The organism is Dyella sp. (genome assembly GCF_036568765.1).
GTDB lineage: Bacteria > Pseudomonadota > Gammaproteobacteria > Xanthomonadales > Rhodanobacteraceae > GSA-30.
Genome location: NZ_DATCRY010000317.1, coordinates 1 through 12,354 on the forward strand (window position 1 = coordinate 1; position 12,354 = coordinate 12,354).

The following is a 12,354-nucleotide window of genomic DNA, read 5'->3' on the forward strand; positions in this document are numbered from 1 at the left end:
ACGTTAGAGGGCTCGGTCTGTCATATGGGAGGGCTCGATCGCGACGGAGACGGCTACACTATCGTCGAAGGCAGCGGTTTGCCGCGATTGCAGGTCGTCGGTCACCAGGCGCAGGTCGATTGGCCGACGCTGGTGCGGCGCCTGAAAGCGGCCACTGAAGGAAATGCCCCGGAAGTGCGCTGACCTTACGCCTTCCACCCCATTCCCTGGAGCGTCCCATGCGCAAGCTCGTTCAAGGATTGCTGATTGCCGCGTTGGTAGCGATGGCGGGCTGCGTCACGATCAACGTCTATTTCCCCGAGGCGGCAGCACAGAAGGCTGCCGACCAGTTCATCGGCAACGTGCTCGACAGCGCCCAGCCGGCACCTCAGCGCGACAAGGAACAGGAGCCGCCGCGGCAACCCGCGCCAGGAACGCGGCCCGCTGCGATGCTGCTCGATCTGCTGATCCCGGCCGCCTATGCGGCCGATACGCCGAACCTTCGCGTGCAGACCGCCACAACCGATGCCATCCAGGGGCGCATGCAGCAGCGCTTCCGCGATACGCTCGGCCCCTTGTTCGATAGCGGCGCGCTCGGTTTCACTCTGGATGGCCTGGTCGCCGTGCGCGATGCGGGCAAGGTGCCTTTGGCTCAGCGCGCGGGCATCAACGCGTCCGTGGCCGACGAGAACCGGGATCGCAATGCGCTGTATCGTGAAGTTGCCAACGCCAATAACCACCCCGAGTGGGAGGCGCAGATCCGCGCGACTTTTGCCAAGGGCTGGATCGAGCGAGCCAAGCCGGGCTGGTATTATCAGGACGCCTCGGGCGCCTGGAAGAAAAAATAGCCGCCTGACCATCCGAACATCAGCGCGCCCGGATCGACCGATGCGGGCGCGCAGCATTTATTTGAGCCAATGAAAGAATTCCAAGCCGCTATTACCGATCTCAGCCATGACGGCCGCGGCGTTGCCCGCGTCGAAGGCAAGGCCGTCTTCGTCAGCGGTGCGTTGCCCGGCGAGGAAGTGCGCCTGGCCATCCGCCGCCGTCACCGCAACTTCGACGAAGCCGAAGTCATCGAGCTGCTGACACGCTCGCCGCACCGGGTCGAACCCAAGTGCCGCCACTACGGCCAATGCAGCGGCTGCTCCTTGCAACATCTGGATGCCGCCTCGCAGATCCAGGCCAAGCAGCGCGTGTTGGCGGAGAACTTCGAGCGTATCGGCAAAGTGCAGCCGGCTACCTGGCTCGACCCCTTGACCGACCAGCCCTGGGGCTACCGGCGTAAGGGCCGCCTGTCGGTGCGCAACGTCGTCAAGAAGGGGCGGGTGCTGGTCGGTTTTCGCGAAGAAGACAATCCCCGTTTCGTTGCCGATATCGAACAATGCGAGGTGGTCCATCCTGCGCTGGGTCCGAAGATCGGCCTGCTGGCGCAGACAATCAGCGGCATGGAAGCGGCCGGCGATATCGCACAGATCGAATTCGCTGCCGGCGATGACACCATGGCCTTGGTATTCCGCCACCTCAAGCCGCTGAGCGATGCCGATCGCGCTGCCCTGATAGCCTTCGGCCAGGAGCACGGCATGGCGATCTACCTGCAACCGGGCGGTATCAGCAGTGTGCATCCGCTTTGGCCGGAATCGCCGCGATTGGCATTCCGTATCGCCGCGGACGACGATCGCGCGCACGATGTCGAGCTCGAATTTCGTCCGCTGGACTTCGTGCAGGTCAATGCCGGCATGAACCAGCGCATGATGTCTCACGCCATGCAGCTGCTCGACCCGCAGCCGGACGATCGCGTGCTCGATCTGTTCTGCGGCCTGGGCAATTTCACCTTGCCGATCGCGCGTCGTGTGGCCACGGTAGCAGGTGTCGAAGGTGAACATGGTCTGGTCGAGCGTGCCGCTGCCAATGCCGAACGCAACGGTATTGCCAATGCGGCCTTCCACGTCGCCAACCTGTTCGAGGATCAGCGCAACGCCGTCTGGGCGCGCGAGCCATGGAACAAGCTGCTGCTCGATCCGCCGCGCGCAGGTGCGGACAAGGTGCTGGAATACTTGCCGCACCGCGAAACGCAACGCATCGTTTACGTGTCCTGCCACCCTGGCTCGCTCGCTCGCGACGCAGGCATTCTGGTGCAGAGGCATGGTTTCAAGCTGGTTTCGGCAGGCGTGATGGACATGTTTCCGCATACCGCTCACGTCGAATCCATCGCATTGTTCGAGCGCGCGTAGGGCAGGGCGAGCCATGGCGACCGAGATCGAGCGCAAATTTCTGCTTGCCGACAATGGCTGGCGTGCAGGCGTGACGCGTAGCGAGCACATTGCGCAGGGCTACCTTGTCGGCGTGCGCGCGCTGCAAAGCGGCGATGCGCATGCGTCGGTGCGTGTGCGGCGCATCGGCGACCGCGCCTGGCTCAACATCAAGTCGGCCACGCTGGGCATCGAGCGCGACGAGTTCGAATATCCGATTCCGCTGGACGACGCCGTGCATATGTTGGCCCGGCTGTGCGACGGCGCCCTGGAAAAGATTCGCCATCATGTCGCCGTCGATGGCATCTGGTTCGAGGTAGACGAATTCCTCGGCGATAACCAGGGGCTTGTCGTCGCCGAAGTCGAGCTGACCCGTGCCGATGCCGCCTTTCCGCGTCCGGCGTGGTTGGGGCGCGAGGTCAGCGCCTTGCCGCGCTATTACAACGTCAACCTGATCGAGCATCCGTATTCCGGCTGGAGCGATGCCGAACGCCAAGGGACCGACTGAACCATGTTGATGATCGGCATTGCAGGGTTGGAACTGGCGCCGCACGAACGCGACTGGCTCGTCGCCCCGGGCGTTGCCGGCGTGTTGCTGTTTGCACGCAATTTCGCCTCGCGCGAGCAGGTGAGCGGCTTGATCGAATCCATCCGCGCGATTGCCGGCGAGGATTTCCTTGTCGCGGTGGATCAAGAAGGCGGTCCCGTGCAGCGCTTCCGCGACGGCTTCACGCGATTACCGCCCTTGGCCGCCATCGGCGCGGTCTACGGCCGTGACCCGGACGATGCCATACGCCTGGCCGAAGAGCATGCTTGGGTGATGGCCAGCGAGATGCGCGCCATTGGCGTGGATTTCAGTTTTGCACCGGTCGTGGATCTGGCGCGCGGCAACGCCGCCATCGGTTTGCGAGCATTCCACGCCGACCCGGCGGTCGCCGCGGAGCTGGGCCAGGCCTATGTGCGTGGCATGCATCTGGGCGGCATGGCCGCAGTGCTCAAGCATTTCCCTGGGCACGGTTCGGTAGCCGCCGACACACACAAGGCGCAGGCGATCGATCCGCGCCCACTCGAGACCATTCGGCGCGAAGACTTGCGACCCTTTGCCGAGTGCATCGAGGCGCGGGTCGAGGCGGTCATGATGGCGCACGTGGTTTATCCATCCGTGGACGAGCAGCCGGCCGGCTACTCGCGGCGCTGGATCCAGACCGTCCTGCGTGGCGAACTGGGTTTCGATGGGGCGGTGATCAGCGATGACATCAGCATGGCTGCCGCCGGTGTGGCCGGTACGGTGACCGGGCGCGTGCATGGCCACCTGGATGCGGGCTGCGACCTGGTGCTGGCGTGTTTCCCCGAGGTGGTAGCTGAAGCCATCGACGCGGTAAAAGGACGCCATGCTCCCGGTGCAGCTCGGTTGGCCGTCTTGCGCGGCGCCATCGGCTCCACCTGGGAGGGTCTGACCGACAATCCGCAGCGCGATCGATTTATCGCGCGCATCACTGCTCTGCATCGCGAGGAAGCCTAAGCATGACCGCGTCCATCCCTTCGCTCGAGGCCGCGCTGGCCCAAGCCGACCTGCTGTTCGGCCGCGAGGAACTCGAAACCACGATCGCCCATATGGGGCGTCAGATCGATACCGCATTGAACGGGGAACGTGCGGTATTCCTCACCGTCATGCACGGTGCGCTGATCTTTGCCGGTCAGCTGGCACTGGCGATCCGTACCGACCTCGAATTCGATTACGTCCACGCCACTCGCTACCGCGGCAAGACCTCGGGTAGCGAACTGCATTGGCTGCGTGAGCCGCAAGTGGACCTCACCGGTCGCACCGTGCTGCTGGTCGACGATATCCTGGACGAAGGCCACACCTTGAAAGCCGTACGTGACGACTGCCTGCGCCGCGGCGCACATCGCGTACTGGTCGTCAGCCTGTGCACCAAGCGCCATGATCGTCTGGCCGAAGGTATTGCCGCCGATTTCAACGGCGTGGTGCTGCCGGACCGTTATGTGTTCGGCTATGGCATGGATTACTACGAGCAGGGCCGTAACCTGCCGGGGATCTACGCGATAGGCGACTAAGAGCTGTCTCCCTCGACTTGCAGGAGCGGCTTCAGCCGCGACAAGCGGTGATGCAATCGACGGCCGCGACTGCAAGCTGAGGTGGGCTTTGTGGGATTTGTTTACTCGTTGGGCTTTTACTTATGACCGGTATCGATCTGGCCGTCATCGGCGGCAGTGGCCTTTATCAATTTCCTGGCCTGGAAAACACCAGCCGCCATGCAGTGGAGACCCCCTTCGGTCCCGCCTCGGGCGAGGTCGTGCTGGGCGATTTCGCCGGCAAGCGAGTCGCCTTTCTGGCCCGCCACGGGGAAAGTCACAGCGTTCCGCCGCACCGCGTCAATTACCGCGCCAACCTGTGGGCGCTCCATAGCCTGGGTGCTCGCAAGGTAGTCGGCGTCAATGCGGTCGGCGGCATCCGCGACGATATGGGCCCGCGCGTCATCGTGGTGCCGGATCAGATCATCGACTACACCCATGGCCGCTACACCAGTTTTTGCGATGTCGAGGGCGCCGAGGTCAAGCACATCGACTTCAGCGAGCCGTATACGCGAAGCTTGCGTCACGCCTTGCTTGCCGCGGCGACAGCCGCCGGCGTGGCCGCCATCGATGGCGGCTGCTATGGCGCTACCCAGGGACCGCGTCTGGAAACCCGCGCCGAGATTGCCCGGATGAAGCGGGACGGTTGCGACCTGGTCGGCATGACCGGCATGCCCGAAGCCTCCTTGGCGCGTGAGCTTGAAATCGATTACGCGTGCCTGGCCCTGGTCGCCAACTTCGCCGCCGGTTGCGGCGATGAGGAAGAAATAAGCATCGAGGAAATCTTTGCCCACTTGGCCGCGGCTACCGCCGAAGTCCCCCGGATACTCTCCGCATTATTGAAAAGCTGAGAAAGAAATCCGGATTTCGGGTCTTCAATACGCCCCCGGATATTGCGCTTTGCCCTCAAACATGTTGATACTTCGCTTTGCCAGGGGGCGGGGGACCAGGGGTTCAGTGGGTTCGGCGCGTGGCCTTGGTGTATCCAATTCATGATTCAGAGGTTCACGCAATGCGTTTCGGTACGGTCAAGTGGTTCAACGACGCCAAGGGTTTCGGCTTTATCGCACCCGAGGACGGTGGGGAAGACGTGTTCGTTCACTTCTCGGCGATCAATTCGAAGGGCTTTCGCAGCCTCAAGGAAGGCGACCGCGTGAAGTTCGAAGTCACCCAGGGTCCGAAGGGCGCGCAGGCTTCCGGCGTCGAAGTTGCAGCATAAGCAGCTTTCGATTCCGGCGTTTGCCGATTCTTGTGTTTAAGGAAAAACCCCGCGCATTACCGCGGGGTTTTTCTTTGGATTAGCGAAAAAAATTGTAGAGATAATCCTATGACCGATCGTCGCGATTTTCTGAAAGCTTCTTTGCTCGGTGCGTCGGCTGCCGCGCTCGGTGGTGTATTGCCCACGCGAGCTTCAGGCGCGCCTTTGCCTCTGACGGCCGGCATGGCACGCGTCGTATCTACCTGGGATTTCGGCGTGCCCGCGAACCAGGCTGCCTGGGCGGTACTATCCAAGGGCGGCAAGGCGCTCGATGCGGTCGAAGCCGGCGTGCGCATACCGGAAGCGGATCTGAAAAACCACAGCGTGGGCCGGGCCGGCTATCCGGACCGCGACGGCCACGTGAGTCTCGATGCCAGCATCATGAATGGCGATGGCAGCTGCGGTGCGGTGGCTGCGCTCGAACACATCGCTCATCCGATCAGCGTGGCGCGGCGTGTCATGGAACGCACGCCACATGTCTTGCTGGTGGGCGAGGGCGCGTTGCAGTTCGCCATCGAACAGGGCTTCAAGAAAGAAGAGCTGCTGACCCCTGAATCCGAGCGCGCCTGGAAAGAATGGTTGAAGACCGCGCGCTACGAACCGTCGATCAACAACGAAGTGCGCGACTACGGCAAGACCGGTTTGCCCGGCGGCCCCGGCAACCACGACACCATCGGCATGCTGGCCATCGACCAGCACGGCCAGATGGCCGGTGCCTGCACCACCAGCGGTATGGCCTGGAAGATGCGCGGCCGTGTGGGTGACAGCCCGATCATCGGCGCCGGTTTATTCGTCGATGGCGATGTGGGCGGTGCTACCTCGACCGGCGTCGGCGAGGAAGTGATCCGCACTGTGGGCAGCTTCCTGGTGGTCGAACTCATGCGGCAGGGGCGTTCGCCGCAGGAAGCATGCAAGGAAGCCGTCATGCGCATCGTCAGGAAGCGCCCGGAAGCATCCAAGACCCTGCAGGTGGGCTTCCTGGCTTTGAACAAGCAGGGCGAAGTCGGCGCTTTCGCGTTGCAGCATGGTTTTTCCTATGCCGTGTGCGACGCGAAAAAGCAGGATGGCCTGCTCCCGGCTGCCAGTGTCTACACCACCAGCTACACATGAAACTCGAAATCGCAGCCAATTCCCTTGCCTCGGCGCTGGCGGCGCAAGCCGGCGGGGCCGCGCGGGTCGAGCTTTGCAGCGGGCTCGAACTGGGTGGCCTGACACCCTCTCCGGCGATCGTTGCCATGGTGCGCGAACAACTGCGCATTCCGCTCTATGTTCTGATCCGTCCGCGCGCCGGAGATTTTCTTTACGACGACGACGAGTGTGAGGCGATGCGCCGGGATATCGAATATTGCGTCGCGCAAGGCTGCGATGGCGTGGTGATCGGCGTACTTGACGCGCAGGGGCAGGTCGATACGGGCCGCTGCCGATCGTTGATCGCTGCCGCCGGCAAGCTGGGCGTGACGTTCCATCGTGCATTCGATCTGTGTCGCGAGTCCGCCAGGGCACTGGAAGAGATCGTGGCATTAGGCTGCGAGCGCGTGCTCACCTCAGGCGCGCAGGCGAGCGCGCTGGAAGGTGCGGCGTTGATCCGTGCCTGTGTCGATCAGGCTGCCGGACGTATCGCGATCATGCCGGGTGCCGGCGTCAACTCGCGCAATATCGCCGCACTTGTTGCGGCTACCGGTGCGAGTGAGTTCCATGCTTCCGCCAAGCAGGCGTTGCCGTCGGGCATGCAGTGGCAGCCGACTGGTTTGCAGGATATGCAAGGTGGGGAGTGGCGTACGGATGTGGATGAAGTACGGGCGCTTGTCGATGCATTGAAGTAGGGCGGAAGGCGCGGGGTCCTGGCTTTCGCCAGGACCCGACACCTTCGCACCGTCAAGCCACAAACTGCAGCCGCGCCAACTCCGCATACAGCCCATCCTCGGCCAGCAGACTGTCATGCGTCCCCTGCGCCACGATGCGTCCGCCATCCATCACCACGATGCGATCGGCGCGCTTCACCGTCGCCAACCGGTGTGCGATCACCAGCGTCGTTCGACCATGCTCCAGCCGCTCCAGCGCCTGCTGGATCGCGGATTCGGATTGCGCATCCAGCGCCGATGTCGCTTCGTCCAGCAGCAACAGCGGTGCGTCGCGCAGGATCGCGCGCGCAATCGCGACACGCTGGCGTTGGCCACCCGATAGCCGCACGCCACGTTCGCCCAGCTCCGAGTCATAACCCTGGCTCAAGGCAGCGATAAATTCATGCGCTTCGGCCGCGCGTGCCGCTGCGCGCACCTCGTCGTCGCTCGCATCCTGGCGACCGAAACGGATGTTGTCCGCGGCGGTGCCGCTGAAGATCACTGTCTCCTGCGGCACCAGCGCAATCGCTCCGCGCAGCTCGGGTAAGGCCAGCGCCTTGAGATCGACGCCATCGAAGGTAATCCGGCCGCGCTGCGGATCGTAGAAACGCAGCAGCAGTGCGAGCACCGTGCTCTTGCCCGCGCCAGAAGGGCCGACCAGGGCTACCGTCTCGCCTGGGCGAATGTTCAAGTTGAAATCGTGCAGCGCCGGGGCATCCGGTCGGCTGGGGTAATGAAATTCCACATGCTCGAATCGCAATGTACCCTGGGTGGGCCGCGGCAACGCGAGCGGCTGTGCGGGCGAGTCGATCTGCGCGCGCTCGGCAAGCAGTTCGCTGATGCGTTCGGTGGCGCCGGCCGCGCGCATCACATCGCCCCAGACTTCGGACATGCTCATCAGAGCGCCCGCCGAAAACAGCGCATACAACACGAACTGGCTCAACACACCGGCTTGCATCTTGCCGCTGAGCACGTCATGCGCACCCGCCCACAGAACCAGCGTAATCGCACCGAAGAACAGCACGATCACCGCCACGGTCAACCAGGAGCGCACGCCGATGCGCCGCCGTGCCGTTGCCAGGGCACGGGTGATGGCTTCGCCATAGCGATCGCTTTCGATGCCTTCGCGCGCATAGGCTTTCACCGCGGGAGCTGCATTGAGCGTTTCATTGGCGATCGCCGCCGCGTCGGCCAGGCGATCCTGGCTGGCGCGCGAAAGTTTCTGCACCTTGCGCCCGAAAACCAGGATCGGCAACAGCACAGCCGGAATCACCAGTCCGGTCAGGCCGGCCAGCCGAGGGCTGGTCCAGATCATCATGGCCGTCGCGCCGACCAGCATGACGACGCTACGCAGCGCGATAGAAATGCCCGAGCCGATCAATGCCTGGATCACCTCGGTATCGGTACCCAGACGCGAGGTCAGCTCGCCGACGCGACTACGCTCGAAAAAGCCCACGTCCAGCCGGATCACATGCGCATAGAGCTTGCTGCGCAGTGCCGCGAGCGCGCGCTCGCTGAGCAGCGTGATGCAGTAGTAACGCGCGGCTGTGGCGAAGGCGAGCACCACCGCTACCCCGAACAGCCCCAGGAAGGTGGCATTGATCGCGTCGGCATTGGCCGCCGTAAAACCTTGATCGACAATGCGCCGTACCGCCGTGGGCAGCACCAGCGTAGCGCTGGACGAAATGCCCAGGAATACCAGCCAGCCCAAAGCCAGGGCGCGGTGCGGGTACACAAAGGGCCATAACTGGCTCAGAACGCCGAGGCGCCGCTTGGGTTTAGGTTCGTCCGCCGAAACGCTCATCGATGCCGCCGTTGATTAGCCAGTTTCCAAGTATGGGGCCTTTGCCCGGCGGTTCAACAATTTGCGTCGTTATGACACTGGCGATGTCAAAGCCCCCGCATCCCAGGCCTCTTCGCGAGCGCAAAGCGCTGAGGCTTGCCTCGGTCAGGCTGCCTCTTCCCTGGTTTCGCCGGGGGCTGGGGTGAGGGCGGCTCTTGCTCTCAGCTCCGCCCAGATATCCCTCACCCGCAAAAACGGCCGCTCAACCAGATAGTGCAACAGCGCTCCTCCGGCCAGCGTCGCCACGGCATAACAGGCAAACGCAGCCCAACCATGCAGCTGCGGCGCATACTGTGCCAAGCCTTGCTGCACAAGGTGGTATACCGCCTTATGGCTCAGATAAAGGCTATAAGAGGCCAGCGCCAGCCAGCGCGCACCGGGAACGCGGCAGCGTCCCAGCCAGCTTCGTGTGCCCGCTCCGGCGCAGACGAGTAGCGCCAGGCCCACCGACAACAACGGATAACCCACCGATGTGGCGATCAAGCCCGTTCGGTCGGTAAAGATCGCCATCGCCGCAGCCACGACGACAAGGCCGGCCAAGGCCACGCGATTGCCCTGGGCTTGCAGGCGGTCCCACCAGGCGGGCCGCCATGCCTGGATCGCGGCCAGTGCAACGCCGGCCAGGAGCCCGTCCAGGCGCGAATAGCTGGGATAGTAGATGTGCTCGATGAACATCCGCCCGTAGCTGCCGTCATCAGTGTGCTGCAGCGGCTGCATCCCATAGATCCAGATAAGGCTGCGCAGCACGATGCCGCCCAGCAGGATCGCCAGAAAAGCGGCGATCGTCTTGTGGAAAGACCGGCGACGCGTAAGCCACCAAGCCAGCAACGGAAACAACATGTAAAAATGTTCTTCCACGCACAACGACCAGGCATGCGAGAACGCCAGGTTGTAGCGTGTGTCGATCAGCAGATTCGCCGTATAGGTAAGGAACTGCCATGCCGGCTGCATACCCGGTTGCTCACGAAAAGCCGGCCACCAGACGTACAGCGCCAGCACGGTGAGAAAAGCGGGGAAAATTCGAAACGCGCGGCGAACATAAAAATCCCCAAGCCGCATCGGCGTACCACGCACCAGCGGTTTGAATACCTGCGAACCGATCAGGTAACCGCTGAGCACGAAAAACAAATCGACGCCCATCCAGCCGAATTGCCAGTAAGGACGCACCGCGTCGGTAATGTCCCAGACGATATAGGCATGGAACGTCATCACCCAGACGACGGCAAATGCGCGCAGCAAATCCAGGCCGGGCAAGCGTGTCATGGCATTCCTTTTGGTATCCCCAGGACGCGGCCGTCGCGGCCGCGCAGGCGGGCAAGCCTAACGGCGCGCGCGGCGTCGGGCAGGGCGCCTGAGTGGCTTTTTCAGGGCAGGTCCAGTCGCGTCGGCTGGATACGGCCGCGACTCAAGTCGGCAATGCGTGCGATCGCCATTTCAGCTTGGGTGGCGGGCAGGCCGATATGCAGCGTCACGCCGCCCGCATCGAAATCCTCGTTGTCGATGCGCGCGCTCCAATCTTTCAAGCGCGCTTTCAACAGCGCCAGTTCGGCAAACTCGCAATGCAATACAAGGCGAGCCATCGCAACGATGGGCTGGCGTTCGGCGCGCCGCAGGCACTCGGCTGCCGTGCCGCCATAGGCCCGCACCAGCCCACCGGCCCCCAGCTTGATGCCGCCGTACCAGCGGGTCACGACGACGACTGCGCGGTCGATGCCCTGGCCTTCGATCGCCTGCAGGATGGGGCGGCCGGCGGTGCCGCCCGGTTCGCCGTCGTCGTTGAAGCGATAGTCCTGGCCGATGCGATACGCCCAGCAATTGTGTGTCGCTGTCGGATCGGCGACATCGTGCACGAACGCCAAGGCTTCGGCGGCATGGGCTACCGGCGCGGCCTGGGCGAGAAAACGGCTTTTCTTGATCTCCTCGGCATGCCGGCATGCTGCCGCCAGTGCATACAGTTCACTCATGGTTGCAGCAGTTGCTTGCGCAAATCGTCCGGTAGCGGGTAGTCGGGGTGATCGCGATGGAAGTCGGCCAGGCGTTGGCGCGCCTCGTCGCGCTTGTCTTGTGCAAACAGCTCGCGAATGTGTCGCAACTCGGTATCGATGGCACTTTCTGCCACTCGCGATGCGGGTGCGAAGGCAGGCGTGAGCGGTTGTGGAGGAGGGGCCATGGCTGGGGCGGCTTTTGGAATCGCTTCGGCAACGGTAGCTCGTTTGTCTCGTATCCCCGGTGCCTGAAGCGCTGTTCCGCCTGAGTCGGCGCGTCGCACCTGCTTTGCGGCCGGTGCCGGCGCGTTGGCAGTAGTCACGACCATTTGTTCGAGCGTCGGTTTTGCCTCAGATTTTTCGGCCTGGGCTGGCGCGGCGGCAGCCGGTGCAGTCACGGTCCGGGCCGATTGTTCTATCGCCGCCTGATGCGAGTCGGCCGCTTTCTGCGGCATTTGCCCCATCCGCCAGGCCAGTCCAGCGACGATCGCCAACGCCGCGGCACTGCCGACGGCCAGCGGCCAGCGCGCACGTGGTCGCTTTGCACTTTGCACGGCCTTGGCAGCTGTATGAAGCACCGTCGTGTCGAGCGCGGCAGGCGGTTCGACGGCAGGCAGCTTGTGGTACAGCGCGGCCAGTTCGTCCTCGCCGGGCAGCCGTTCTTCGTCGTGGGCGGATGGCGTGGTCATTCGGCCAATTGCTCGCGCAGTCGGTTCATGGCGTAGCGCAGTCGCGATTTGACAGTCTCGCGGCCGGCACCGGTGACCTGGGCGATTTCCTCCAGGCTCAAGTCGTTTTCAAGCCGCAGCAATACCGCGGTGCGTTGTTCATCGGGCAAATGTTCGATGGCGCGTTGCAGCCGGCGCCGCTGTTCGAAATCCGACAGCGTCTGCTCCGGCTGTTCTCGCTCGGGAATCTCGTACCTCGCCAGCGCCAGCTCGGCTTCCTCGCCCTCGGCCAGCGGCCGTTTACGGCGATAGCTGTCGATCAGCAGATTGTGCGCGATCTGCAGCAGCCAGGTAGTGAATTTTGCCTGGGCCTGGTAGCGCAGGCGGGCGGCGATTACCCGACTCCAGGTGTCCTGGAACAGTTCGTCCGCCAC

15 protein-coding genes are annotated in these 12,354 nt (G+C 63.5%); 10 read left to right on the plus strand and 5 right to left on the minus strand.

What is annotated here, in order from left to right; translation table 11 throughout:
- The 10 genes from VIM98_RS19910 to VIM98_RS19955 all read left to right on the plus strand — a co-directional run.
- Positions 1-183 (plus strand): hypothetical protein (locus tag VIM98_RS19910; RefSeq protein ID WP_331994843.1); only part of this gene is annotated, 183 nt, incomplete at its 5' end.
- Between the two features lie 35 nt (positions 184-218).
- Positions 219-827, plus strand: coding sequence for a YdbL family protein (locus VIM98_RS19915; protein ID WP_331994844.1), 609 nt, complete (start codon positions 219-221; stop codon positions 825-827).
- A gap of 69 nt (positions 828-896) precedes the next feature.
- Complete coding sequence (gene rlmD, locus VIM98_RS19920) at positions 897-2,213, plus strand: 23S rRNA (uracil(1939)-C(5))-methyltransferase RlmD (protein ID WP_331994845.1); 1,317 nt, start codon at positions 897-899, stop codon at positions 2,211-2,213.
- Between the two features lie 13 nt (positions 2,214-2,226).
- Positions 2,227-2,739 carry a CYTH domain-containing protein gene (locus VIM98_RS19925; protein WP_331994846.1) on the plus strand — a complete coding sequence of 171 codons (513 nt, stop codon included), beginning with the start codon at positions 2,227-2,229 and terminating at the stop codon, positions 2,737-2,739.
- Between the two features lie 3 nt (positions 2,740-2,742).
- Positions 2,743-3,753, plus strand: coding sequence for a beta-N-acetylhexosaminidase (nagZ, locus tag VIM98_RS19930; protein WP_331994847.1), 1,011 nt, complete (start codon positions 2,743-2,745; stop codon positions 3,751-3,753).
- Between the two features lie 2 nt (positions 3,754-3,755).
- Positions 3,756-4,307 (plus strand): hypoxanthine-guanine phosphoribosyltransferase, encoded by a 552-nt coding sequence (locus VIM98_RS19935; protein ID WP_331994848.1) that lies wholly within the window; start codon positions 3,756-3,758, stop codon positions 4,305-4,307.
- Positions 4,308-4,429: 122 nt separating this feature from the next.
- Positions 4,430-5,176, plus strand: coding sequence for an S-methyl-5'-thioinosine phosphorylase (locus tag VIM98_RS19940; protein WP_331994849.1), 747 nt, complete (start codon positions 4,430-4,432; stop codon positions 5,174-5,176).
- Between the two features lie 161 nt (positions 5,177-5,337).
- Positions 5,338-5,544: a cold-shock protein gene (locus VIM98_RS19945; RefSeq protein ID WP_331994850.1), complete on the plus strand. Its 207-nt coding sequence runs from the start codon at positions 5,338-5,340 to the stop codon at positions 5,542-5,544.
- A 108-nt stretch (positions 5,545-5,652) separates the two neighbouring features.
- Positions 5,653-6,693, plus strand: coding sequence for a N(4)-(beta-N-acetylglucosaminyl)-L-asparaginase (locus VIM98_RS19950; protein ID WP_331994851.1), 1,041 nt, complete (start codon positions 5,653-5,655; stop codon positions 6,691-6,693).
- Entirely contained in the window at positions 6,690-7,406 is a 717-nt protein-coding gene (locus VIM98_RS19955) for a copper homeostasis protein CutC (RefSeq protein ID WP_331994852.1), read from the plus strand. Before VIM98_RS19950 ends, VIM98_RS19955 begins: the two co-directional genes overlap by 4 nt.
- A 52-nt stretch (positions 7,407-7,458) precedes the next feature.
- Here the strand turns inward: VIM98_RS19955 and VIM98_RS19960 are convergent, their stop codons facing one another.
- The 5 genes from VIM98_RS19960 to VIM98_RS19980 all read right to left on the minus strand — a co-directional run.
- Positions 7,459-9,228 (minus strand): ABC transporter transmembrane domain-containing protein, encoded by a 1,770-nt coding sequence (locus tag VIM98_RS19960; protein WP_331994853.1) that lies wholly within the window; start codon positions 9,226-9,228, stop codon positions 7,459-7,461.
- A 144-nt stretch (positions 9,229-9,372) separates the two neighbouring features.
- Positions 9,373-10,530 (minus strand): acyltransferase, encoded by a 1,158-nt coding sequence (locus tag VIM98_RS19965; RefSeq protein ID WP_331994854.1) that lies wholly within the window; start codon positions 10,528-10,530, stop codon positions 9,373-9,375.
- A gap of 101 nt (positions 10,531-10,631) precedes the next feature.
- On the minus strand, positions 10,632-11,231 hold the full coding sequence (locus VIM98_RS19970) for a YigZ family protein (protein WP_331994855.1): 600 nt from the start codon (positions 11,229-11,231) through the stop codon (positions 10,632-10,634).
- Positions 11,228-11,941, minus strand: a complete 714-nt coding sequence (locus VIM98_RS19975) for a hypothetical protein (RefSeq protein WP_331994856.1) — start codon at positions 11,939-11,941, stop codon at positions 11,228-11,230. Before VIM98_RS19975 ends, VIM98_RS19970 begins: the two co-directional genes overlap by 4 nt.
- Positions 11,938-12,354 (minus strand): sigma-70 family RNA polymerase sigma factor (locus tag VIM98_RS19980; RefSeq protein ID WP_331994857.1); only part of this gene is annotated, 417 nt, incomplete at its 5' end. The genes VIM98_RS19975 and VIM98_RS19980, both read right to left, overlap by 4 nt.